Origin of the sequence: Methanothermococcus thermolithotrophicus DSM 2095 (assembly GCF_000376965.1) — an archaeon.
GTDB lineage: Archaea > AGJL01 > Methanococci > Methanococcales > Methanococcaceae > Methanothermococcus > Methanothermococcus thermolithotrophicus.
The window spans coordinates 62,122-87,486 of record NZ_AQXV01000054.1; the positions used below are offsets into that span (position 1 = coordinate 62,122).

Here is a 25,365-nt window from a genome sequence, read left to right on the forward strand (position 1 = left end):
TCACCGTCACCAGCAATGTATTATCATACAATCTTTTTTAATTGAATAAATTGGAGGTATTTCTTCTTTTGGGAATATCTGAATTATTGTTTTTTTATCAAGGGCTTTGGAAACCTTTTCTTCCAATCTCCTAATGTCGGAACAATCCAAATGAACATCGATCTCTTTGTTATCTGAATACATCCCTCTAATATTCATCCTTCCTCTAAAGAAATCGATATGCTTAATATTAATTACATTGACCCTATTTCTAATCTCTTCAGTAAAGTATTTTTTGTCCACAATAAAAACCGGAAAACCTTCAATATATCTCTTACAAAAGATATTTTCTTTTGAAGTTAATTCTGTAATGAACTCAACTATTGAGGTTTCAAGTTTGGTTAGTGATAAAACATCTAGAAGGTATAAGATAGGGTCATCTTTATCCCATATATCACTACATTTTAACAAACCTAATGTTATTGCAGCTGCATGAGCCTCTGTAGCTGCCCTTTTTCCTTTTTCAAGCATACTGAGATGTGATTGACTGACTCCACTTTCTTCTGCAAGTTTAGACTGCGTTATTTTTAGTTTTTCACGAAATACTTGTATATACTTTGGATTTAATAAAATGGCCCGTTCTATGGTTTCCAATTTTTCGTACATAACACCACATCGGAAGTGTATTTCCGTGATTTATCATATTCAATAATTAATTATTTCATGAGAATAATATTATTCATATAGGATGTTGTATATATAATTTTTCTATACTTAACGATCATAAAGTATATATATCAATAAAAAATTCTTAATTTTTCCATTCTCAATAGATAATCAATTTAAAATGGATGGTTATAATATAATATATGGAAAAATAGTTGTTTAGATCGGGTTATTTATGCTTTCAAAAAATGGCGTACGATAACAACATATGTATAAAACGTAAATGGTGAGAGACTATGGAGCAAAAAATGACTGGTGTACTGGACTGTCCGATCTGCGGATCTAAAAATTCTATGAGGATAATCACCAATGAGCTCGAGATCCCTTATTTCGGAAATGTTGTTGAAACTACAATGATTTGTGATAGTTGCAAGTACAAAAAAAGCGACATATTTCCTACAGAAGTTAAGGAACCTAAGAGATATATTCTAAAAATTCAGAGTGAAGATGATTTAAATAAGAGAGTTATAAGAGCTGCTACAGGATATGTAACAATACCTGAACTTGGATTTGAAGTTTCTCCAGGACCTGTTTCAGAAGGCTATGTTTCAAATGTGGAGGGGGTCTTAAACCGTTTAGAAAGTGCATTAGAAACCTTAATCTCTTGGTTAGAGGATGAAAACGAAAAAAGCAAAGCTGAAGAATTATTTGAAAGAATTGAAAAGGTAAAGGAAGGAAAAGAATCTGTAACATTGATAATTGAAGATCCGCTTGGACACAGTGCAATTATAGGGGATGGGGTAAAAGAAGAATTATTAACAGATGAGGAAGTTGAAAAATTAAAAGGAAATGTACTTATTATCGATAAGGATGCAGTTAAAAAAGTGGAAGAAAATTGAGTAAAATACGAAGTAATTTGATAAAGAAGAATATTTTTATTTTTTAATTTATTATTTTTATTATTTTATTTTAAAAATATATTTAAATATTAAATAATTTTAAAATTCATATTATTCGTTAATCAATCCACATACTTTACAGAAATTCTTTAAAATTTCTGAACCGTACTCAGTATGGGAAACTTCTGGGTGGAACTGTACGCCATAAACTGGTTTTTCCTTATGTTTTATTGCTTCAATTTCACATATATCTGAGTATGCAAGGATTTCAAAGCATTCTGGAACTTTTTTAACTTCGTCTTTGTGGGATGCCCATGCTGTAAATTCTTCAGGCACTCCTTTGAATAAGTCGTTTTCCTTCTTCACATATATTTTTGTATTTGCGTATTCTTCTGATTCAGCTCTGGAAACTTCTCCGCCGTAGGCTTTTGATATCAACTGATGACCTAAACAAATTCCAAGTACTGGAAGTTTTGCATTTAACGCAATATCTATGCAGTTTTCTGCCTTTTCGATGTCTGGACCACCACTTAATATTATGCCTTTTACTTCTTCATTTTCTTCGATTTCTTTTAGTGGCGTGGAGTTTGGAATTATTTTTGAAGGTACTCCTATGTATTTTAAACTCCTATGGATTCTGTGAACGTATTGTCCGCCGTTGTTTAATATAACTATCATAAGATCACCTATTTAGTTGTAACCTCAACTCCATTCTCAGTAATTACAATTGTATGTTCTGTCTGAGTAACCATCCCGTGATTTTTCTCTATTAATGTAGGGTAACCATACAAACACCCTGAGCTCATGAGGTTTCTTATGGCACCTTTGTATTTAGGATCCTCACTTGATAACCATCTCTCTGCAAAAGGTAAATATGCATATTTGTTTTCTATAATTTTTAGTACTTTTCTTGCAACAGGTAATCTAACTGGTCTTGAAGTTAGGTATTTGAATATGTATCTTTCACTTCTATCTTTAACCTGTCCAAAGCCATCTGTGGCAAATGGTTCTATGGCTACAACATCTCCAACATCGATATAGTCTCTGGTATTTTCTTTAATATTGGGGACGCTCACTCCTGAATGTAGAACATACTGGTGCATTACATGACCTGAAAGATTTGAAATAGGTTTGTATCCATAACTTTCTATAACTTCCTGTATTATTGCACCCATTTCTCCAACATTCATCGGAGGGTTTATTTCTTTTATTACCGTATGAAGCGCATCTTCAGAGGCTTTTTTTAGGTCATTGTATGAACCGGATAAATCAACAGTTATTGCTGAATCTCCAATGTATCCGTCTATATGAGCTCCCAAATCTAATTTTACAATGTCATTTTCAGAAAAGACTTTTTCGTCTCCATAGTACGGGGTATAATGGGCAGCAATATCATTTATTGAAATATTACATGGGAAAGCCACTTCTCCACCGAGCTCTCTGATTCTATTTTCAACAAACTCTGCTATGTCGTAAAGTTTAACCCCTGGTTTTATTTTTTTTACAGTTTCTTCCCTTACTTTAGAAACTATTTCTCCAGCTTTTATTATTTTTTCGTATACTTCTGGCGATAATGAAGGTAATGAAATTTGAGATTGAGATTTGTTCATATTTTCCGACATATTTGCCCTCTAATACTTTTAAGCTTTTAGTTTTAGTTTTCCGTTTTAGTGTTAAATTGTTTTAAGTCCTCTTTATAACAATTGTTAGAATATCTTCATCCTCTAAAACATGGTCAAGTCCAACCCTTTGACCTGGATGCTTTGCGGATTTTCCCCAAACTTGGGCGTACCTGAAATTTTTGACAAAATCTCTGTGTAATTTATTACATACGTCTTCTACGGTGGAGCCCTTTAAAATAATTAAAGGCTCGTCCAAATCAGGTTTTTTACCCTGCGGTTTCATGTATAGTTTTATAAATCCCAGGGTTTCGAAGATTTTATCCTTTAATTCCTCAAGGTTGATTTCCTTATATCCTGACACAAAAATGTGTGGTCTATCTTTTAAAACTTCTTTCATTCTGTCTATCTGTTCCTTATCAGCTAAATCTATTTTGTTGACTACAACCAAGGATGGAACATAAACTCTGTTGTCCATAACCACATCAATAAGTTGATCCACTGTTATATCGTCCCTTACTACAATATCTGCATTGTGTATCTTATGCTCATTTAAAACTGCTACAATAGTTTCTTCATCTATTTTTGTTAGAGGAAGTGTTGTGTTTACTGAAATACCGCCCCTGTCCTTTTTTACAATTTTAACGTCTGGAGGTCTTTGATCCAATCTTATGCCCACATTGTATAACTCCTTTTCAATAACTGGAATATGTTCTGGTGAAAATACATCTACAACAAGCATGACCAAATCTACGTTTCTAACTGCTGAAAGAACTTCACTTCCCCTACCTCTACCAAAGGAAGCTCCTGATATAATACCTGGAGCATCCAGTACTTGTATTTTGGCCCCCTTGTGTTCTAAAACCCCTGGAATTATTGTTAATGTGGTAAATGCATATGCTCCAACTTCTGAATTTGCGTTTGTGAGTTTATTCAATAGTGTGGATTTACCAACTGATGGAAAACCAACAAACGCTACGGTGGCATCCCCGGTTTTTCTAACTGCATAGGAGTATCCTGATCCCCCGGTTTTGGGCTTCTGCTGCTCATCTCTTAATTTTGCCAGCTTTGCCTTTAATCTACCTATATGCTTTTGAGTGGCTTTGTTATACTGTGTGTTTTTAATTTCTTCCTCTAATCTATTTATTTCCTCTTGAATCCCCATAGTTTCACCAAATTTAAAAAAATTATAAATTCATCGAGATTTCCAAAATAATAAAAAATATTTAAATTTTAATTAAAAAAAGGAGTAAATTAATTGCTAATATTTATCCTAAATTCTCAAACATGCAATAAATATGCAATAATATTGATTAGCCCTAGTAACCGACCATATATAAAATTAACCTACTGGCGTATTGTTTGTTAGTTGGGAGGTATGTTATTCAACAACATTATCCATGATTTGCATTATTTCTTTAACTTTTGGGTTTACAATATAGTAGTGATTCCAAGTGCCTTCTTTTCTAGCCTTTATAATACCAGATTTTTTTAGAATGTTTAAATGGTGGGATATTGTTGGCTGCGGTTTTTTCAATTCATCAATGATTTTACAAACACACATACTTTCGTTTTCACTTAGCAATGTTAATATCATTAATCTTGTAGGATCAGCAAATGCTTTAAAGACTTCTGCCATATATTCATATTTAGATTCATTAATATCCATGGTATCACCCACATACTAATAATGTTTATTCTAACATTTAAATATTTTGAAATAATCAGGGTTTATAACAAGCGGTTTGTGAATCGACTTTGGTTCGCCGAGTGTCTAATAGTCGTTAGACACTTAATTGACACAATGGCCCTTTAAAAGGTGTGTATAAAATATTTTTTATAATTTGAATGTTGGTGGGAAATCACATCGGACACAGTGGTTTTTTTAGGCTGTTGATCTACCCAACTATGTTGGATAGATAGTCCGAAAGATTTATACAATTTTTTAATTCACCAGCTATTACTTAAAATTATATATGAACTTTTTTGTCAAACAACTATAAAACTATTTTTCGTTTTCTATTCTTATCGAAATACTTTTTGGATCGTCTGCCCCTTTTAAAGAGCTTACTATTCCTTTAATGGCATTTTTTATAATTTTTGAGACAAAAGGATTTGCAGGGATCGTTTTTCCATTAACTGTGATTTTTATCCCGTTTGATAGAACACATCGATCCCATCTTAGTTCCTCATTCACAACTTTTTCCACAAATATTTTGCAGTTATGGCCACAATGGCCACAATTTAAATTGTATGTAGGAACTACGGCTTTTTCAAGAACATTCTTAACAACTTCATCGATATCATATTTATAATCTTTGATTACCATAATGGTTTGGGAGTCTTCTAAGTCCAAACCATTATCGTCCTTAACTATAAGTATTTTTGGTATATTTAAATCTTTAAGTTGTTCTTTAAAACCTTCTATTATTACCAATTCATTATCAAGTTTGGATAGAATTTCCTCAAGAGATAATCTATCGTAAAAAAATGCTGTTTGTTTGTTTGTTGAAAAAACTGCAACATTTGAATATTGTTTATGTTTGTAGGAATCTGTACCCTCTTTATCTATATATATGTCTTTATAAGTGTTTTTTACAGTTGCGACATCCATATCTTTAAGATTCTTTAGAATATCACATATCAAATTTGTTTTTCCAGTATCTTTTAATCCGATTATCCCTATTACTCTCATAGTATCACTCAATATTATATAAAATGTTTAATATATTTAAATGTTATTATTTAATAGTTATGGGGCCCCACATTCGTAGAGCTCCTATATGGTTGGAAGTAGGATGTAGTGTTGTTATCTTAAAAAACTAAAATGATGCAGCGAATTATAGTAGTATGTATTAAAGGATATAAATAATAAATAAAGTTTATTTTTAATGTTAGATGTATGTATATGTTAATTAAAATTGCACACACTATAAAATAGATTTATAAAAAATTTATTATTTATAATATCTTAACTTCAAACTGGCAGAAATCATCGCCCAACCCTGCACAGTGGGTTTCCTTTATATGAATTTTTTTCTCCAGTATATTTCCCAAACAACCTGCAATAAATCCCCCTTCAAAATGACACAATATCTTATCCATTTTAGGCATTCCTGCACATGTTATACACTCATTTACCCTTATTTGTAGTGGATCTTCGTTTACTACCTCGACAATACCAATTTTATTATCCCTGCAGAATTCAATTATGTCATCTACAGATTTTAGGCCTAATGATTCCCCAAATTTTTTTCCAGAAGCGTAAAGTACTGCATTTGCCCCAGCACCCAGGTATTTCTCCAAATCTGCAAATCTAATGATTCTAAATAAAGTTATATCTATGTCGTTGCCTAATATTGGTCTATCTGCATTCTTTAAAGTATCCAATGGAATTTGTGCCATAGTATTCCTCCATTAATTGATAGGTTATTATTCTCTAATGTAGGTTATCCTAACAAAACACTTGGTAATGATAATACTAGTTAAGTTTATCTCCATACATTATATATGACATTGATAATATTGTGGTACTTAAGTAGCATGCGTAGATTTATAGTATGTCGTAGATTTCGTTATAAATAAAAGAGAGTAACTTACATCTATTTTACCATCATTTAAAACGGTGATATTTTGATTCCCGAGTATATCTATAAAATTTTAAGAAAACAACACTATCAAATAACTGACCACAGTGCTGTTAAATTATGTGGCTGGGTTAGAAAATGCTTTTTGGAGAATAAAAGTTGTTATAAGTCTAAATTTTATGGCATAAATGCCCATAGATGCATACAATGTACTCCTTCAGCAATCTGGTGTCAGCAGAACTGCATATTTTGCTGGAGGGTACTTCCTACAGATTTAAAAGAAGAAAATCAGGAGGGCTACAAAAACCCACAGTGGAAGGACCCTGAAGAAGTCGTGGAACAAATTTTAAAAATGCATAGAACAGTTATAATGGGGTACAAAGGAATTTTAGATAGAATAGGTGAAGAAAAGTTTAATGAGGCTTTAAATCCTAAACACGTTGCCCTATCCCTATCTGGAGAACCTACCATTTATCCATATCTAAAAGAATTGATTGAAATTTTCCATAAAAGAGGTTTAACAACATTTGTAGTTTCGAATGGAATATTAACTGAAGTTATAGAAGAAATAGAGCCTACTCAACTTTATGTTTCATTGGATGCCTATGATTTAGAAAGCTATAAAAGAATATGTGGTGGAAAAGAATCTGATTGGAATAGAATTCTTGAAACCCTCGATATTCTTCAAGATAAGAAGCGAACATGCTTGAGAACTACAGTAATAAGGAATTTGAATGATGATATTTTGAAGTTTTTAGAGCTCTATGAAATGGCGAATACTAACTTTATAGAGATAAAATCCTACATGAATGTGGGTTATTCTAGAAAAAGATTGAATTTAGATGACATGCTTAAACATGAAGAAATACTAGATATTGCTAAAACAGTTGAAGAAAACAGCATATTCAAGCTTGAAGATGATTCCTTTGACAGTAGGGTGGTTCTATTAACAAATAAAAATAGAAAGATAGATCCGAAATTGAAATTCTAAAATAAATAGATTTTATTGCACTAGGGGATGTTTATTATCATTATGCCCCATACTTCTTAGCCAATCCCATTAAATCCATTAATATGGGCATTATATGGGTGCCTTTTATCCTTCCTAAACCGCCCTTGTATGTTGAAAATTCATCAAATTTTTCAACGTCATCAATTCTTACACTTTTTCCCCAAATTACTATTGGGATTGGGTCTGCAGAATGGTCTTTTTCCTCTATTGGAGTTGAGTGGTCTCCAGTAAGTACAAAGTAAACTTCTTTTTTATCGATATTTTTCATAATGTAGTCCAACATTCCATCGATTTTTTCGATAACTTCTTTTTTAAGTTCGTAGTTACCATCATGTCCAGCTTCGTCAGCTCCTTTAACGTTTATTATAACGAAATCATAATTGTTTAAAGCTTCCACAAGAGCTTTTGCCTTGTTCATAAATGCCGTTTCAGGAGTTCCTGTGGCACCTTCTACTTCTATAACATCTAAATTTAGCATTTTGGCAATTCCTTTTATCAATCCCGTGCCTGCAATACATGCACCTTTTAGGCCATATTTCTCATTAAATGGCTGTATCTGTGGAACTTTACCTACACCCCTTGGTAGTATTACGTTTGCTACAGGAAGCCCTTCCTTTCTTCTTTCTTCATTTACTGGGTGATTATTAAATTTTTCATAGGATATTCTGATTATTTTGTTTAAAATCTCTGCAGTTCTTATAGCCTCTTCTGAACCATCCAGTGGTTTAATCTCTTTAACTTTTTTTCCTTCTTTTTTTGGATCGGCATCTGTTATCTTGTCACTCAGTCCTTCCCCCCTTAAAACTAAAGTAGCCCTGTATCCCCCAGATTGTTTAAATATTACCTTAACACCGTCAATTTCCAAACCATCCAGTTCTTTTTCCAGTTCTTCAGTGTTTGCTATTCTACCTGCCCTTCTATCTAAAACTATAAAGTTGTCATCTATCGTGGCGAAATTACATCTAAATGCAATGTCTCCAGGTTTTACTTTAACTCCCACTCCAGCAGCTTCAAATGGGCCTCTTCCAGTGTAGGTGGTGTAAGGGTCATAACCCAATATTGATAAGTGTGCCGTATCGCTCCCAGGTCTAACTCCAACATCTACCGCGTTCATAATTCCACAAATACCTTCCTTTGCTATCCTATCCATTGTTGGAGTTTTTGCCTCTTTTAAAGGAGTATTGCCATTTTCGTTTGGTCTATCACCTAAACCATCAATAACCATAATAACAGCTTTCATATGTTTCACCTATTTTAGATCATAAAATTGAATTTGCTATATTCTTGTTTTTATTAATATTTTTTGGTTATCTTCAATTTTCTATCTAATAACATTAAAAACTTTAGATTTTAGGTTAATTTAATAAAAATAACTTTAATACTTTCTTTAAAATATAAACTTCTATTGATAATGTATCATTTAAGAGATTGAGTATGAAACTATAGTCAAAGACAAAACCTTTTAAAAAAGGTTTTGAATCCAAAATTAAGTTTGTTATGTCAGGCACTATAAAAAAATAAAAAAGATTTTATGGATTAAGGTAACCATGTTTTTTCGTCCTCTATTTTTGCTGGCAAGTATTCTTCAACAACATACTTTAAACCATATTTTGCCAAAGACTGTTGTTCTGCCCTTACCTTCATTTCAAGCATTTGATTTAATGCATTTTGCCATTCTGGGAATGTCTTTATGAAATCATCGTTTTTCAAACCATCTTTTAATCTTTTAATGTCATGTTCTTTTAATGGGTGGGTAGGTAAGTCGTAATCTACTATATCTTGAGGGGTAACCCCTATTAATCTTGCATCTGGAATTGCAAGTTTACCTGCCAAATGAACTGCTTTACCACTTCCTACTTTTAAAGTCCTATATATGTTCAAGTACCCATAAGGGTCACCGTCGGTGAATACGAGAACTGGAAGATCATGTTCTTCATTTAATCTTTTTATAAATCTTCTTGTAGCCCTTGCCGGAACACCTTTTAGGGACGCTAGAATACAGTTGTGTTTTTTCCAGAACTTTTCAGCATTTAACCTTGCGAACATACCTGCCGTTTCGATAGCCAAAATAAAATCTGCATCTGTTTCAAACTCTAATTTTGTAACGTCATTTGGAATATTGTATGCCCCACTACCTAATTTTGTACAGTCGACATTTATTTCTTCTCCTTCAGGGGTTTTATCTATAACCTTCAAATGCCCTACAACAGATGAACCATCTTCTTCAGGTATGAATCCAAGTTCTTCCCTTAAAAAGTCTAAAGCAGCTTCAAGGTCTTCTATAACACTGTTTGAAGGCTGCTGATCGTCAAATCTAGCTTCTCCCCAGTTTTTAGAAACATAATATGCTTCCCTTAGTGTGGAAAAATCATTTGTATCCAGTAATTCTTTTGAAAACTCCATCATTTTAATTGTCTGAGCAAATATTTTTGCCTGATTGACGGTTAATGTTCTCACTTTTTCCTTTCCAATAAGTGTGAAAGTACCCTTTTCAGCATCAAATCTCGCATTAGTTAAACTTCTAACTGGAAATTTTATCTTAGGTCTGCTACCTTTGATAATGCTTTCGTACATGTCATTTGCAAGATTTATTATCTTTTTCTTGGCTTCTTCTCTCGCTGCTGATGATATCATATATATCTCACCGTAAGTTTTTAATAGAAATAACATACTTGGTATATTAATTATAACCAACTTAAAATACATTTATCTACCATATACCATAACTATTAAAATCATTAAATTCTCATATTAGTATTATAACATATCCATTTTAAATATTGACGATTGAATATAATATATAATTAATACCTAGACACAAAAATTTAAATCATGTCAGATATATAATTCCATCATATTTAAAACCTACAAGATTACAAAATATTGATCAAACATACACACTACTTTTGAGGAGGTAATACCTTGAAATTTTTAAAAAATTTTGCTGAAGAAGAGTTCTTGGAAGACTCACCTCAAGAGCTCTCAGATGTTGATAAGGAATTATTGGCATTAATAGAAGATGCCAAAGCTAGAATAACTGTAGTAGGTTGTGGTGGTGCAGGAAATAATGCCATACATAGATTAACAATTGAAGGGATAGATGGGGCAAAGACTGTAGCTATAAATACAGATGCTCAGCATTTAATAAAAACTAAGACTGATGAGAAGGTTCTAATTGGTAAGAACCTGACAAGAGGATTGGGTGCAGGTGGAGACCCTGCAAAAGGTGAAGAATCTGCGAAAGAAAATGCTGATGACGTTAAAAAAGCGCTCCAAGATTCTGATTTAGTATTTATAACCTGTGGTCTTGGTGGCGGTACTGGTACAGGTAGTGCACCAGTTGTTGCAGAAATATCTAAAAAATTAGGAGCTCTAACTGTTGCTGTAGTCACACTACCTTTTTCAATGGAAGGTAAGATTAGAATGAATAACGCCTTAGCTGGTTTAAACAAATTAAAAGAAGTTGCAGACACCATAGTTATCATTCCAAATGATAAATTATTGGAAATTGTTCCAAACATGCCTTTGAGAACTGCCTTTAAAGTAGCTGATGAAGTTTTAATAAACTCTGTTAAAGGAATGGTTGAATTAGTACAAAACGCTGGAGATATTCACGTAGATTTCGCTGATGTAAGGGCAGTTATGAGTAACGGCGGAATAGCAATGATGGGTATTGGTGAAAGTGACTCAGAGAAGAGAGCAAAAGAAGCAATAAACGAAGCATTGAACAGCCCATTACTTTGTGTAGATGTGGATGGTGCTACAGGAGCTCTTATTCATATCACCGGTCCAGAAGATATGAGCTTAGAAGAAACAAAAGAAATAGTGTCAACAGTTTCAGAAAGATTGGATGAGAATGCTATTATTATTTGGGGTACCACAATTGATGAGTCAATTGAAAACTCTTTAAGAGTATTATTGATTATTACCGGTACGAAATCAGAGGGAACATACACAATAGACGTTACTAAGAAAAAGTACCTTGTGGATATTCCAAAAATCTAATAGTTTTTAATAGTTAGTAGGGGATAAACTTGGCTGCAGTAAAAAAAACGAGTGTTAAAAAACCTAATATGGATTTGGATTCCAAAGTCAATGAATTAAAAGATTTTCTTCAACAATGTAAAAGAGTGTTAATGGTTTCTAGAAAACCTACAAGAGAGGAGTTTCTAACCATATCAAAAGTTACAGGTCTTGGAATTTGTGTCCTAGGAGCTCTTGGGTTTATAATCCATGTACCTATAACCTATATAAAAGGGTTAATAAAACCCTAATAAATTATAAATACTATAAAGGACGACCTATTGTAGGTTAACTCATAATTCTTTTTTACTTAATGATTTATTTTGATCTAAATTATATCTTTGATTGATATATAGTGAAAACTTTGAAACCATTTAAAAACTTAATGGGATTAATAAAATACGTTTTTAAATGGTTTCATTTATATAATTTCTAATTTTGGTGATATTATGATTTTTGCTGTAAGAACTACAACAGGTCAGGAAAGAAACGTTGCAGAGTCCTTGGCTTCAAAAGCTGAAAAAGAAGGACTGGAAATTTTTTCAATACTTGCTACAGAAGACTTAAAAGGATACATACTTGTCGAAGCATCTAACAGAGGTGCGGTGGAAGAGCTCGTAAGAAAAACATTCAAAGTAAAGGGCATCGTCCCTGGAGAATCTTCAGTAAACGAACTTGAACACCTTTTAACGCCAACTAAGATAATCGAAAACATAGATAAGGGAGATGTTATCGAGCTCATTGCTGGACCATTCAAAGGGGAAAAGGCAAGAGTTACAAGAGTAGATAAAAACAAAGAAGAGATAACATTAGAGTTGATGGATGCAGCGGTTCCAATTCCAATAACTGTTGGAATAGAACAGGTAAGAATAGTATCCAAAACAGACCATTAATAAGATATACAATAGTACATAATACTGAACAACACAATATAAAGTAGTAAGTTTTAAATATAATATTTATAAATAAGATTAAGAAGTTTAATGATTAGTATAGCGTGGTATTAAACACGATTTTATATTGAGGTGATGACATGGCCACAGAAGTTGTAGAAATACTTGTGACAGGTGGAAAAGCTACTGCAGGGCCACCATTAGGGCCAGCAATCGGTCCATTAGGTGTAAACATAATGCAAGTAGTTAATGAAATCAACAGTAAAACAAAAGACTACGAAGGAATGAACGTACCTGTTAAAGTTATTGTTGATACTGAAAAAAGATCATTTGAAGTAGAAGTTGGTATTCCACCAGCAACTGCTTTGATAAAAAAAGAATTGGGATTAGAAAAAGGTTCACAAGAACCAAAACACCAAATAGTAGGGAACTTGTCAATGGAACAAGCTGTAAAAGTAGCAAAAATGAAAAAAGATGCAATGCTTTCTTTTGACTTAAAAAATGCTACAAAAGAAGTTATAGGAACCTGTGTTTCATTAGGTGTTAATGTAGAAGGAAAAGATCCAAAAGAAGTACAAAAATTAATTGATGCTGGAGAATTCGACAGCTACTTCAACGAATAAATAATTATATTTTTTTATTTTTTGTCCCAATATATTTATTCATTTAGATTCATTACAAAAATAAAACTAAAAATTTCCGAGGCGTGTTCACAATACCTTGAACCAAAAGACGAGTATCTACCACATATGCGGCGTCATATGTTGTATATCTGTAAGAAGTTAAACGACTTGTAATACAAAATCTTTAAATAATTTATTGATAGATTAGATAAGGGTTAATTCAAGGAGGTCTTTAGATGACATGCACTATAATAGTAGGTGGCCAGTGGGGCGATGAAGGAAAAGGAAAAATAGTTAGTTACCTTTGTGAAAAGGATAATCCTGCAATAATTGCAAGAGGAGGAGTAGGTCCAAATGCAGGACATACCGTTGAGGTTGATGGAGAAAAGTACGGAATAAGAATGATTCCCACAGGATTTCCAAACAAAAAATCCAAACTTGCAATTGGTGCGGGGGTTTTAACGGACCCTGAGGTTCTCTTAAAGGAAGTAGAAATGCTCGAGAAATTCAATGTTAGAGAGAGATTGATTGTAGACTACAGATGCGGAATTATCGAACCTAAACATAAGGAAATGGATAGATCAAACGTCCATCTTTCAAAAGAAATTGGTTCCACAGGAACTGGATGCGGTCCTGCAAATGTAGATAGGGCAATGAGAACTTTAAAACAGGGAAAAGATGTTGAAGCTCTAAAGGACTTTTTAGGAGATGTTTCTGAAGAGGTAAACGATGCATTGGATGCTGGAAAGAATGTTTTAATTGAAGGTACCCAAGGCTCCTTACTTTCGTTGTACTATGGGAACTATCCTTACGTTACTTCAAAGGATACCACTGCATCATCTTTTGCAGCTGATGTTGGAGTAGGCCCTACAAAAATTGACCAAGTTATTGTAGTGTTTAAATCATACCCTACAAGAGTTGGAGAGGGTCCGTTCCCAACTGAAATGTCAGTGGAAGAGGCAGAAAAACTAGGAATTGTTGAGTACGGTACTGTTACAGGTAGAAGAAGAAGGGTCGGCCATTTTGATTTTGAACTGGCTAAAAAGGTATGTAGGTTAAATGGAGCTACACAGATAGCTCTTACATGTTTGGATAAATACGATGATAAATGCTATGGTGTTACAAACTATGAAGATTTAACTGAAAAAGCCAAAGAATTCATAAAAGAAATTGAAGAAAAAGTGGGCGTATCAGTTACAGTCATCTCCACAGGTCCGGAGCTTCACCAGACAATTGATCTTAGGGAGTAAAATATATCCAATATGATCGTTTAATTGTAAATATATAGATTTGTAATACCCTACATATATATTTTAATATCAAAAAATTATAACTATTTTTATCATTTTTAAATTACGTTGATTTATTGTATTTTTAAATATTAATCTTAATAAGGGATAGTAATGGAATTTGAGAAGATAACCAATAAAATATTGGTGATAGATAAGAATTACGAGATGCCATTTTCAAAGGGTCTTTTAGCTAGATCTTTAACAGCTGCAGGTATGCGACCTAGTGAAGCCTATATGTTAGCAAAAGAAATAGAAAAAAATCTAAAGGAAGAAGGGTTAAAGACTATAACAAAGGACGAACTTAGAAAGAGGATCTATTACACGCTTATAACTAAAGACTATGAGCACATCGCTGAAAAGTATCTACTATGGAGAAGAATATTAAGTAAACATTCAATCATTATACTTATTGGGGGGGCCAGTGGTGCAGGAACTTCTACAATAGCGTTTGAATTGGCTTCAAGGTTAGGAATACCGAGTGTTATAGGTACCGATTCTATAAGAGAGGTTATGAGAAGGAGTATATCCAGAGATTTAGTACCTATGCTTTATGAGTCATCATATACTGCCTGGAAAGCACTTAGGACCTCAATTTCGGAAGAAGAAGGGTGCGGATATGATAAACATATATTAGGTTTTGAAAGGCATGTGGAACCTGTTTTAATAGGTATTGAAAGTATTATTGATAGAAGCTTGACTGAAGGTTCGAGTGTTATTATTGAAGGTACCCACATAGTTCCAGGTTTAATAGGTGAAAAATACAGATCAATGCCAAATGTAATATCGTTGGTTCTAACCCTGAGCTCTGAGGAGATACATAAAAAAAGGTTTGCTGCAAGGGCAAAAGTTAGTGATAGGCCAATGGAAAGATACCTAAGGCACTTTGAAATTATAAGAAAAATAAATAACTACATTGTGGCCAGGGCAGAGGAAAATAATGTCCCAGTAATAGAAAACGTTTCAATAAGTGATACGGTAAGTGAATGCCTGGAGATTATAACTGAGAAGTTCAATGATTTAGATGAAAATGGTGATGATAGGGAGCTCTATTAACACCAATATGATTTAATGTTTTATTTTTTGGGGGTATTTATGCGGGTATTTAAAAAGAAGGATATTATTGGAATCTTACATGAGTTAGGTGTTTTATTATCATTTATTGGACTTATAATGGTAATCCCTATCCTTGTTGGATTATACTATGGAGAAACAATTTTTTACTTCGTATATCCCGCAATGTTTGCAATAATTACAGGACTTATAATTAAAACATTCACCAAACCAGTAAATATTATGTTAAAACACGCCATGGTAATTTCAGCATTGTCCTGGTTAATGGCGTCTTTGGTTGGTGCTATACCTTTTAGTTTAGGATTGGAAAATTTTAGTTATTTGGATTCTGTTTTTGAAAGCATGTCTGCATGGACAACTACCGGATTTAGTTTAATAAATGATGTTGAAAGTTTACCCCGTACATTACAGATTTGGAGGAGCATGGAACAGTGGGTAGGTGGTGTAGGAGTTCTTGTAATGGTTATTACCATACTTTCCAAAGCCGGAGCTTCGGCATATTATAGAGCCGAAGCCAGGGAAGAAAAAATATTACCAAGTACCGGTAGTACAGTTAGGAAGATATGGCAAATTTATTTGTTATACACTTCTTTAGGAATAACCCTACTTTATTTAAGCGGTCTAACACTGTGGGAATCTATAAACATATGCATGTGTGGTATATCCACTGGCGGGATGAGTATTAGTAATGATAGTTTTCCCTACAATAGTCTTTCAAAGGTTATAATGATATTAATAATGTTCATTGGAGGTATCGTTTCCTTTGCCGTTCATCATAAGATATTGACCGGTAGATGGATAAATGATATTCAAACAAAAGTTTCGATCCCCTTAATATTGTTTGTAGCATCTGTTCTTGTGATATCATCGGGAGTAGGTCCGTTAGATGCTGTTTTTACCGTGGTTTCTGCAATGACGAGTACCGGGTACTCTACAGTGAATATTTCGGATTTAAGTAATACTTCACTTGCACTATTGATTTTTATCATGGCCATAGGTGGCTCCACTGGTACAACTACTGGAGGTATAAAATTAATAAGGCTTGTAATAATGTTCAAGAGCTTCTATTATAGGTTAAAAGAAGCCGTATTTCCACAAAATACTGTAATACACAAAAAACTTGGAGATAATCCGCTGAGTTCAAATCTTATTATAGACTCATTTATAATAGCTTTTGCATACGTTTTTCATTATTTAGTCGGAGCTCTTGTGCTTATCTCTTTAGGTTATGATCCATATAGATCTATTTTTGAATCGGTTTCACTGGTGGCAAACATAGGACTATCTGTGAATATAGTAAATCATGAGCTACATCCATTTGCAAAGTTAATTGGGATTTTCTTTATGTGGGTTGGTAGGTTGGAAATAATACCTATTTATGTACTTATTATATTACCTACTATATTGAAAATCAAAGATATTAAAACAAGAAATTTTGAACAAAATGAGAATTGATAACCTTAAACCATTCCGAAAGTTATAAATAATATAATACCGTCTCTTTAATTCAAAATTTATATTTTCTTTGTAAACTAGTTTTTATTCACATTATTGAGTAAAAAACCTAACGATTTGTAGCTTTTCGAATGTCGGAAGTGAGAAACTTATAACCTTAGTTTACGTCTTCCTCACTTCATTCGATACGAGGGAAATATTATGATTACTAAACATAAATCGCCATTATTAACTGTTGATGGGATTATTGATGTTGATAATAAAATAGTTTTAATAAAAAGGAAGAATCCTCCATTTAAGGATTTCTGGGCACTTCCAGGGGGTTTTGTTGAGTATGGCGAAACCGTAGAAAATGCCGTTGTAAGGGAGATTAAAGAAGAGACTAATCTAGAAACTACGGTAAAAAAACTACTGGGTGTTTACTCTGACCCAGATAGAGATCCCAGGGGGCATACAGTTTCAATAGTTTATGTTTTAGATCCTGTTGGAGGTACCCTAAAGGGTGCCGATGATGCAAAAGATGCAAAATTATTTGATATTGATGAAATCAAAAAACTGAAAATTGCATTTGATCATCAAAAAATAATAGATGATTATCTTAAAACGATTAATTTAAAAAGGTGAGATAATGGTGGAATTTTGTCCAAAATGTAACAATATAATGTTACCAAAAAATGGAAGGTTGAAATGTACAGTTTGCGGTTTTGAAGAAGAGTTAGGAAACAGAACAGAAGAATACGAATTAAAGGAAAAGATAGAAGCTAAAAAACAGGAAGTAACAGTAATTGAAGATGTTGATACACTACCAACAACAAGAATAGAATGTCCTTCATGTGGAAACATGGAAGCTTCCTGGTGGTTGCAACAAACAAGATGTGCAGATGAACCTGAAACAAGATTTTACAAGTGTAAAAAATGTGGACACACCTGGAGAGAATACGACTAATATAGTGGTGTGCATTACTTATTGAACTAATAATTAAAAATAAAGTAATTCTGCTTAATTTAGTTTTAACTAATATGGAATAGTTAATTAAAACTGCAAACCACTATACTCAACATTTATTTTTTATAGTATTATTGTAGTATAAAATTAGTCTTAAAATTTTAAAAAAGTTAATTTAATTGCACAAATCCTTCGGATTTGCTGATTTACTCACTTCGTTCGTAAAAAGGATTATATAAAAATTCCATAGTTTAAAATGGCTTCCAGTACAATTATCGCAAATGTAATTCCTATGACCTTTTCAGGCTCTATTTTTATTTTTGAAACATCTTGATCCATATATCTTACAAGCCCTGCGCTTGTACTGAGCCCTGCATCATCATTTTTTTTCCTTGCCAAGATATCACCTTAACAATATATACTTTTTTAATTATTCATTATAAACCTTTCCTATAGTTAAGTGAATAGGCATACACATATAACTTCAAAATGTGATTGAAAATATTTTTAGTTGGTTAATGAGTGAATAGGGGCAGGTATCCTTCCTCCTCTGTTTATAAACTCCTCTGATGAATATTCATTCACAGGCATTATCGGAGCTCTTCCAAGTAAACCGCCGTATTCTACACAATCTCCTACATCTTTTCCTGGAACCGGAATTATCCTAACTGCAGTTGTTTTTCTATTTACCATTCCTATGGCCATCTCATCAGCTATTATTGCAGATATTGTTGAAGCAGGAGTTTTTCCAGGGATTGCAATCATATCCAAACCTACGGAACATACACAAGTCATTGCTTCGAGTTTTTCTAAATTCAACGAACCTGCTTCAACAGCTTCTATCATGCCTGCATCTTCACTAACTGGTATAAATGCACCACTTAATCCACCTACATAACTTGAAGCCATGGCTCCTCCTTTTTTAACTGCATCATTCAAAAGTGCAAGAGCTGCTGTAGTTCCATGGGTTCCACATTTTTCAAGTCCCATAGCTTCCAATATATTGGCAATACTATCTCCAGGTGCCGGTGTAGGTGCCAATGAAAGATCAATAATTCCAAATTCCACATTTAATTCCTTTGCAACTTCTCTTCCAACTAACTCTCCAACTCTTGTAATTTTAAATGCAGTCTTCTTTATTTCATTGCTTATTGTACCAATATCCTTACCTTTGAGTTTTTCAACAACGGCCCTCACAACACCTGGACCAGAAACCCCAACATTTAGGGTGGCATCTCCTTCTCCAACTCCGTGGAATGCACCTGCCATGAAAGGATTATCTTCAGGAACGTTTGTGAATACAACGAGTTTTGCACACCCTATACCGTCTTTTGTTATTAAGGAAGTTTCTTTGATAATCTCTCCCATTCTTTTAACGGCATCCATGTTTATTCCAGATTTTGTAGTTCCAACATTAACTGAAGAGCATACCTTTTCTGTTTTTTCCATCATATACGGTATGGAGTCTATAAGTATGGATTCTTCTCTTGTTATGCTTTTATGGACTAATGCAGTGTATCCTCCAATAAAATCCACATTTACCTTTTTTGCCACCTTATCAAGTGTTTCACCGACCTCTACACAAGCCTTTATTCCCTCTTCCCTATCCATATCCTTTAATGCACTTCCAACAATGAGTCCTATTGGAGTTACAGACAGTCTCTTATTTACAATAGGTATCCCGTATTTCTGAGATACCACTTCTGCAGTTTCAACGAGATTATCTGCAAGTGATGTGATCTTGTTGTATATATTTTCTTTCAGTGTGTCTATGTCCTTATCTATACAATCTTTTAAGTTAACACCCAATGTTGTAGTTCTAATATCCAAATTTTCATATTCGATCATTTTAATAGTTTCAACAATTTCTTCAGGAACGTACATTTTTCTCACCTCTATTGATTAAAATTTATCCGGTTTTTGGATAGTTTCAGTATGTATTAATGATGGCATTACAGAGTTCTGGCCAGCATACTTTGAAGCCTTTCTTTCAGAATATCCAATATCTGCAGGGGATAGTGTTTTACTAAATATTAGTTGCCCTATTCTTTGGTTTTTATACAGTATGACTGGTTTATCGTAGGCCACAATTTCAAGGGTGATCTTACCCTTAAATCCAGAATCTATCCAACCAGCAGTTTGATGTGATTGTAAAAAGACCCTACCAAAGCTACTTCTACCCTGATATTGCGCGCATACATCATTTGGTAGTTCTATGTATTCATTGGTAGTTCCCAATAAGCCTCCACTTATAACATAATCAACATCATACTTTTCTTTATATGTTTCTATTATTTTTTCATCTAAGTGATGGTACAATGGGCACACCATTATCGAGTTGTCTATTTTAAATTTCCTGTACCCTCGTTTTTTCTTTAAATCATAGACTTCATCTGTGTAAATTATAAATTCATCCCCTAATGTGACGTCATAAGAACACGGTCCAACAAAGTCTGGATTAAAAGGTTCAATAACAATTCTTTCTGAATTAATGTAATCTAATATGTCTTTATCACTTAACATCATTATTTCACCATCTCTGAGCAAAGCGAAGAGATCCTATGAAAACCTAACGGTTTTCAACACCCTTAACGGGCTATGAAAATCTCCGATTTTTATTTATCTCTGAGCGAAACGAAGAGAGTTATAAACCGTTAGGATTGTCCGATCTCTGAGCAACATGATCCGTCCATAATTACAAATTAATTAATGTAATCATCGTTTGCAATCACCATTATTACAATACCATCAAAATAATTTAAATTTAACTAAGTAATTATGGAAATAAATAATTTAAAGATGTAGGTTAGTCCTTCTGTATAACAACTGATTTTTCCTTTTCTGAAGGATTTACTTTAATTTTTGCATCCTCGTATTCTTTATATAGTGTTTTTCCCTCAAACAATCTATCTAAAAAGATAGCCAAAGCTGCAACCTCTGAATGTGGCTGATTCCCTATAGAAACATTGTAGTCTGCAAGATCATAAGCTTCTCTTGGAACTTTTTCTGCCCCTATGATTACAATCAACCTATGTTTTTCTTGCTTCATCTCGTTTTTTATCTTATCCATGGCTTCGTTGACATTTTCACCATACATTGTTAGATGAACAACTAGTCCGTTGTTATCTTTAAATTTTTTAATATATGACCTCCAAGAGCTCACAACTTCAAATTTAAAGTTCCCACCCCAGCTTTCTACAATCCTGTTTACACTCTCTCTAACATGGGAATCTTCCGTACTGAATATTATTTTACTGGCACCTAATGCCCTTGCAGTCAATGCAACATGGGTCGAGATTCTCTTATCCCGTTCACCTCTGTGCCCAAGCCTTAAAATTTCAACATTCATTCAATCACCTAAAAATTTTAAATTTATGCATATATTCTGAACTTTGTTTTTGAGTTTTTGTTTTAAATCGATTTTATGGTTAATGGTTATTTCAAATGTGTAGTACATACTGTATAAATTTAAAGTAGGAGGGTGTTTAGTAAATTTAAATAATATATGTTCTCAACTTAAATTTTATCGTGGTTGAATACTAACATAAATTCCGTAAACGACTATGGCTATAAAATTAGTCCTCGATTAAATATAAAATAAAAAAGAATTTTTAGATGGTTAGTTAAGATAATCTATTCCATAATCAACTTCATAAACCTTAAATCCTGGCTGAATTCCATAGTTTGTAGGATCTTGGGATTCTTTAACTAATTTTATATGTTTTAAACCATATCCATCAAGGAAGTGAAGTCTTGTATAGATACTATCTTCAAGGTTTCTTGATGCAATCCAAACATATGTATAATATTGGTTATTTCCTACAGGTACCAGTCTAACTATTTCACTAATGGTTCCATTTTTGTTGAATTCTTTTTCATAAACATTATTTCCATTCTTCACAATGACTTTGTGGAATCCTGTGGTTTTCTCACTCATTACAGTTCCAGTATTTGTATTGTATGTTAGATCATAACTTGCAATACTTGAATTTTGTATTAGTATGACGTTCATTACAGCGTAATTCTGTGTTTTTTGTATTGGCACTCTTATAAATAATGTTCCATTGTTTAGGACACCTTCTCCCCTTAATTTGGTGTAGTATCCACTTTCCCTTTCTTCATTTGGTGTATTTGGTGGCATACTGAAATCCCAGTTTCCAAACATACTCCAAACAGGTGCAATATCTGTCATCCTATTGTATGTTATAAGGTAGTCGGGATTTGGATTTTCTGGGTGTGTTGCATTCAATACTTCGAGTGCTTCTTTTTCTGTTAGGTTGTATTTATTTACCAAAATATTATAAGCTTTGGACTTACTAACTGGCAGTATTTCATTGAGTATTTTTACAGTTTCTCCAACACTGTTGTTTGTTTTGTTCATTAAAATTCCATCTTTCTCAAATGCTTTATCACCACTTGTGGCAAGCATTCTAAGTATTCCAACTGAGAGGTTTTCATTTGATGTTGAATATGCCTTTCCTACCCAATAAGCTCTTGGAGAGTTCTGGCTTCCTCCATCAAATGTTACCATTTTTCTTGTAGCCCAGGTATAAATATGCCCATTGTCCCACCAGCAGGTTATAACAGAGTTGTTTGGAGTTTCTGTTTTTATCCAATCCAAACTTTCTTTCCATCCATCGTTAAACGTAGGTGCAGTATATAATGGAACAGCACTGGCTAAAGATGGAAGAACTAATGCAATACCCAATAATACACTGAATAATTTTTTAAACTTATTTTCCCTATCTGAAGATATTATATCTGCTATCTTGTACAGTAGAAGCACTACAACCAGTGAAATTAACCCATATGCTGCAATAGGGACATATGTTGACGGCAAAATTATTTCCGGGATTTTACCGGCGTTAGTTGCAATAAATAGCAATGATACAATACCTACTACTGGGTACAACGAGTATTTAATTAAATTACTCTTGCTTATTTTAACTATATTCTCCAACTGCCCCGCAAGTATGCCTATACCAATGGCCAGTGGAGGTGTCATTAATCCTATGAATCTAACACCTTTTGTGGCAGCATAACCTGTGGCAGCAAGCCATAATATTAAAAGTAGACCATATTTCACATCAAATTCTTTTTTACCATGTCTCAATGATATGAATGATGAAATTACACCCAATATTCCAACTATAAATAGCCATATACTACCTACCGAATTATTTACAATACTGTTAAATGATGTGGCAGATAACTCGGAAACTGTAGTATAGACATTTGGCCATCCTGTTGCATGAGATACTACCTTTATTGTTGTAAACCCTACTGGAGATAAAACCCCATTTATAAAGCTATTTATCCCATAGAATACTGAAACCAGTAACCCTCCTCCAAGTACAAACAAACCGGTGATTGAAAGAAGGTTTTTGAAATTGTCAGATTCATGTGATTTTTTAACGACACATAGATATGCTAAATAGATAATTAAGAAACCTGTCACAATATTGTAGGCATACCACCAACCAGCCCACATTCTTGGATAAAGTGCAATTAATAAGGTTGCCAATGCGGTAAATATTATGGATTTTTTTAGGTTGTTTTGGTAATGTATCGCCTCCATTATAAACCATGCAATAAACAATATCGGCAGAACTTCAAATATTGGAGTGTCTGCAAATCCTGCTGAAGTTTTGTAAAGTAATGCTGGGCTGGATGCAATAATCAACGCCCCTACAACCCCACCTACATTACTCGAAGTACTTCTTCTAATCATAAAGAATATTGGTATCCCAAGTAGCATACCCATTAATGCAGGTACCCAAAATGCAGCATTCATCAAAGTTACAGTTGAATCAAAGGAGTGCCATATTGAATATATGCCTAATGTAACCAACGATAATATAGGAACTTTATCTGGTGCCGGATGCCCCGGTGGTGCATACTGAATAGTATCATATGGAACAAGTTTTCCATCTACTTCTTTTAATGTTTCTCCAAGATGTCCATGATCATGGTAGTTTTCTGTTAATCTAAGATACCAGTAAGGGTCAAGTGCTATCAAATACATTCTTCCATTTTCATCTGCAAACATATTTTTTAACTGTACATCGTTTGTAAATCCCATGTCTGCAGGCTGAGCTCTAAGCTGAAAGCTTACCAACCCCAGTACTAGGATTATGAGAAATACTTTTATATTTTCACGTCGCTTAAAAAATTCGGAAAATTTGTTCAGGAATTCCCCCATATTTTTCCTCCTAAGATTTTACTAAAAGATTAATAAATAACATATATATAAATAACTTATTATGGTGTTTTGATAAAATTTAATAAAAGTGTCTTTAAATTATATCAAAAGCACGTACTATGGATGAAAAACAACTGGTGATTTTATGGATCTATATTATGTTGGATTGCTGTTTATCTCATTTATATCATCATATATACTCACTAGCTCTATTATGAAAAAAATGATTAATGTAAAATATGGTATTGACCTGCATAAGAAAGAAAAAACAAAGGTTGCTGAAATGGGGGGTATTGCACCAGTATCTGTAAATATTGGAGTTCTATCTATTTTAAATCCTGCAGTATCAATCGTTATGGCCCTTTCTGGAATCGTTGGAATTGTAGATGATATCGCTAAACTCTCACCATGGCAAAAACTTATACTACTTGGTTTAATAGGTATCCCTGCAGGATTGTTATTGGATTTTAATTTAATTAAAATAATTTCACTGATTCTTGGAATATCAATAGTTTCAAATTTGACCAATATGTTGGCAGGATTTAATGGTTTGGAGATAGGTTTGGGAATAATATCTTCATTTTTTATAGGGTTGGTTCTACTCCTAAAGGGGGATTTTTCAGGCTTTCAAATAGTTATGGTATTTACCGCATCCTATTTGGGTTTTTTCATGCTTAATAAATATCCTGCAAAAGTATTTCCAGGAGATGTTGGAACTCTCCCAATTGGAGCATTTTTAGCCACAATTGCTGTTTGGAAGGATATAATTCCCCAACTAGTTATAGTACTTACACCCTACTTGTTGGATGCATTTTTAAAATATTATACTGCAGGAGTTACAAAAAGAGAAGACCATAAACCTACTACTTTAAAAAACGGAAAACTCTATGTTGAAGGGGGTTATCTATCTTTGCCCAGATTAATATTAAAAAAGAAGCCAATGAAGGAGTACGAGATAGTATGGGTTTTATGGAGCATATCTGCCTTTTTTGGAATTCTGAGTTTAATTTATACAACAACACAGCTACGGTGTATATAATCGACGTGGATATATAATTTAATTCCAAAAATAATAAAATAATAATATCTAATAAAAAA

General features: G+C 33.3%; 26 protein-coding genes. 12 read left to right on the forward strand and 14 right to left on the reverse strand.

Annotation, left to right across the window (positions count from 1 at the left end; translation table 11 throughout):
• Positions 1–6 precede the first annotated feature (6 nt).
• Complete coding sequence (locus tag F555_RS0107330) at positions 7–645, reverse strand: helix-turn-helix domain-containing protein (RefSeq protein ID WP_018154571.1); 639 nt, start codon at positions 643–645, stop codon at positions 7–9.
• 296 nt (positions 646–941) lie between these two features.
• On the opposite strand from F555_RS0107330, the gene F555_RS0107335 reads away from it, so the two are divergent.
• Positions 942–1,544: a ZPR1 zinc finger domain-containing protein gene (locus tag F555_RS0107335; RefSeq protein ID WP_018154572.1), complete on the forward strand. Its 603-nt coding sequence runs from the start codon at positions 942–944 to the stop codon at positions 1,542–1,544.
• 111 nt (positions 1,545–1,655) lie between these two features.
• On the opposite strand, the gene F555_RS0107340 is transcribed toward F555_RS0107335, so the two are convergent.
• From F555_RS0107340 to F555_RS0107365, 6 genes are all read right to left on the reverse strand, one after another.
• Complete coding sequence (locus tag F555_RS0107340) at positions 1,656–2,222, reverse strand: GMP synthase subunit A (RefSeq protein ID WP_018154573.1); 567 nt, start codon at positions 2,220–2,222, stop codon at positions 1,656–1,658.
• An 8-nt stretch (positions 2,223–2,230) separates the two neighbouring features.
• Entirely contained in the window at positions 2,231–3,166 is a 936-nt protein-coding gene (gene map, locus F555_RS0107345) for a type II methionyl aminopeptidase (RefSeq protein ID WP_018154574.1), read from the reverse strand.
• Between the two features lie 61 nt (positions 3,167–3,227).
• Positions 3,228–4,328, reverse strand: a complete 1,101-nt coding sequence (locus tag F555_RS0107350; RefSeq protein WP_018154575.1) for an OBG GTPase family GTP-binding protein — start codon at positions 4,326–4,328, stop codon at positions 3,228–3,230.
• Between the two features lie 216 nt (positions 4,329–4,544).
• Positions 4,545–4,832 carry an ArsR/SmtB family transcription factor gene (locus F555_RS0107355; RefSeq protein WP_018154576.1) on the reverse strand — a complete coding sequence of 96 codons (288 nt, stop codon included), beginning with the start codon at positions 4,830–4,832 and terminating at the stop codon, positions 4,545–4,547.
• A 336-nt stretch (positions 4,833–5,168) separates the two neighbouring features.
• Complete coding sequence (locus F555_RS0107360) at positions 5,169–5,858, reverse strand: molybdopterin-guanine dinucleotide biosynthesis protein MobB (protein ID WP_018154577.1); 690 nt, start codon at positions 5,856–5,858, stop codon at positions 5,169–5,171.
• 266 nt (positions 5,859–6,124) lie between these two features.
• Positions 6,125–6,568, reverse strand: a complete 444-nt coding sequence (locus F555_RS0107365; protein ID WP_018154578.1) for a V4R domain-containing protein — start codon at positions 6,566–6,568, stop codon at positions 6,125–6,127.
• Between the two features lie 228 nt (positions 6,569–6,796).
• Between F555_RS0107365 and twy1 the strand changes: the two genes are divergently transcribed.
• Positions 6,797–7,741 (forward strand): 4-demethylwyosine synthase TYW1, encoded by a 945-nt coding sequence (twy1, locus tag F555_RS0107370; protein ID WP_018154579.1) that lies wholly within the window; start codon positions 6,797–6,799, stop codon positions 7,739–7,741.
• A 40-nt stretch (positions 7,742–7,781) separates the two neighbouring features.
• On the opposite strand, the gene F555_RS0107375 is transcribed toward twy1, so the two are convergent.
• Both F555_RS0107375 and F555_RS0107380 read right to left on the reverse strand, forming a co-directional pair.
• Entirely contained in the window at positions 7,782–9,002 is a 1,221-nt protein-coding gene (locus F555_RS0107375; RefSeq protein WP_018154580.1) for a 2,3-bisphosphoglycerate-independent phosphoglycerate mutase, read from the reverse strand.
• 296 nt (positions 9,003–9,298) lie between these two features.
• Positions 9,299–10,396 (reverse strand): DNA topoisomerase IV subunit A, encoded by a 1,098-nt coding sequence (locus tag F555_RS0107380; protein WP_018154581.1) that lies wholly within the window; start codon positions 10,394–10,396, stop codon positions 9,299–9,301.
• Between the two features lie 288 nt (positions 10,397–10,684).
• Here F555_RS0107380 and ftsZ point away from each other — a divergent pair, with 288 nt between their 5' ends.
• From ftsZ to F555_RS0107425, 9 genes are all read left to right on the forward strand, one after another.
• Positions 10,685–11,767 (forward strand): cell division protein FtsZ, encoded by a 1,083-nt coding sequence (gene ftsZ / locus F555_RS0107385; RefSeq protein ID WP_018154582.1) that lies wholly within the window; start codon positions 10,685–10,687, stop codon positions 11,765–11,767.
• Between the two features lie 29 nt (positions 11,768–11,796).
• Complete coding sequence (locus tag F555_RS0107390) at positions 11,797–12,036, forward strand: protein translocase SEC61 complex subunit gamma (RefSeq protein ID WP_018154583.1); 240 nt, start codon at positions 11,797–11,799, stop codon at positions 12,034–12,036.
• Positions 12,037–12,234: 198 nt separating this feature from the next.
• Positions 12,235–12,678 (forward strand): transcription elongation factor Spt5, encoded by a 444-nt coding sequence (locus F555_RS0107395; protein ID WP_018154584.1) that lies wholly within the window; start codon positions 12,235–12,237, stop codon positions 12,676–12,678.
• Between the two features lie 140 nt (positions 12,679–12,818).
• Entirely contained in the window at positions 12,819–13,301 is a 483-nt protein-coding gene (locus tag F555_RS0107400; protein WP_018154585.1) for a 50S ribosomal protein L11, read from the forward strand.
• A gap of 236 nt (positions 13,302–13,537) precedes the next feature.
• Positions 13,538–14,551 (forward strand): adenylosuccinate synthetase, encoded by a 1,014-nt coding sequence (locus tag F555_RS0107405; protein WP_018154586.1) that lies wholly within the window; start codon positions 13,538–13,540, stop codon positions 14,549–14,551.
• A 153-nt stretch (positions 14,552–14,704) separates the two neighbouring features.
• Positions 14,705–15,646 carry a 2-phosphoglycerate kinase gene (locus F555_RS0107410; RefSeq protein WP_018154587.1) on the forward strand — a complete coding sequence of 314 codons (942 nt, stop codon included), beginning with the start codon at positions 14,705–14,707 and terminating at the stop codon, positions 15,644–15,646.
• A gap of 39 nt (positions 15,647–15,685) precedes the next feature.
• Positions 15,686–17,119 (forward strand): TrkH family potassium uptake protein, encoded by a 1,434-nt coding sequence (locus F555_RS0107415; protein WP_018154588.1) that lies wholly within the window; start codon positions 15,686–15,688, stop codon positions 17,117–17,119.
• A 201-nt stretch (positions 17,120–17,320) separates the two neighbouring features.
• On the forward strand, positions 17,321–17,743 hold the full coding sequence (locus tag F555_RS0107420) for an NUDIX domain-containing protein (RefSeq protein WP_018154589.1): 423 nt from the start codon (positions 17,321–17,323) through the stop codon (positions 17,741–17,743).
• Between the two features lie 4 nt (positions 17,744–17,747).
• On the forward strand, positions 17,748–18,065 hold the full coding sequence (locus tag F555_RS0107425; RefSeq protein WP_018154590.1) for a transcription factor S: 318 nt from the start codon (positions 17,748–17,750) through the stop codon (positions 18,063–18,065).
• A 231-nt stretch (positions 18,066–18,296) separates the two neighbouring features.
• On the opposite strand, the gene F555_RS0107430 is transcribed toward F555_RS0107425, so the two are convergent.
• The 5 genes from F555_RS0107430 to F555_RS0107450 form a co-directional block, all read right to left on the reverse strand.
• Positions 18,297–18,464 (reverse strand): preprotein translocase subunit Sec61beta, encoded by a 168-nt coding sequence (locus tag F555_RS0107430; RefSeq protein ID WP_018154591.1) that lies wholly within the window; start codon positions 18,462–18,464, stop codon positions 18,297–18,299.
• 108 nt (positions 18,465–18,572) lie between these two features.
• Positions 18,573–19,949 (reverse strand): PFL family protein, encoded by a 1,377-nt coding sequence (locus tag F555_RS0107435; protein ID WP_018154592.1) that lies wholly within the window; start codon positions 19,947–19,949, stop codon positions 18,573–18,575.
• 18 nt (positions 19,950–19,967) lie between these two features.
• Entirely contained in the window at positions 19,968–20,591 is a 624-nt protein-coding gene (gene dcd, locus F555_RS0107440; RefSeq protein ID WP_018154593.1) for a dCTP deaminase, read from the reverse strand.
• Between the two features lie 280 nt (positions 20,592–20,871).
• Positions 20,872–21,414 carry a tRNA (cytidine(56)-2'-O)-methyltransferase gene (locus tag F555_RS0107445; RefSeq protein ID WP_018154594.1) on the reverse strand — a complete coding sequence of 181 codons (543 nt, stop codon included), beginning with the start codon at positions 21,412–21,414 and terminating at the stop codon, positions 20,872–20,874.
• A 270-nt stretch (positions 21,415–21,684) separates the two neighbouring features.
• Positions 21,685–24,267 carry an STT3 domain-containing protein gene (locus tag F555_RS0107450; RefSeq protein ID WP_018154595.1) on the reverse strand — a complete coding sequence of 861 codons (2,583 nt, stop codon included), beginning with the start codon at positions 24,265–24,267 and terminating at the stop codon, positions 21,685–21,687.
• Positions 24,268–24,412: 145 nt separating this feature from the next.
• On the opposite strand from F555_RS0107450, the gene F555_RS0107455 reads away from it, so the two are divergent.
• The gene (locus F555_RS0107455; RefSeq protein ID WP_018154596.1) at positions 24,413–25,306 is read left to right on the forward strand and encodes an MraY family glycosyltransferase; all 894 of its coding nucleotides are present in this window, start codon (positions 24,413–24,415) and stop codon (positions 25,304–25,306) included.
• Positions 25,307–25,365: the final 59 nt, after the last annotated feature.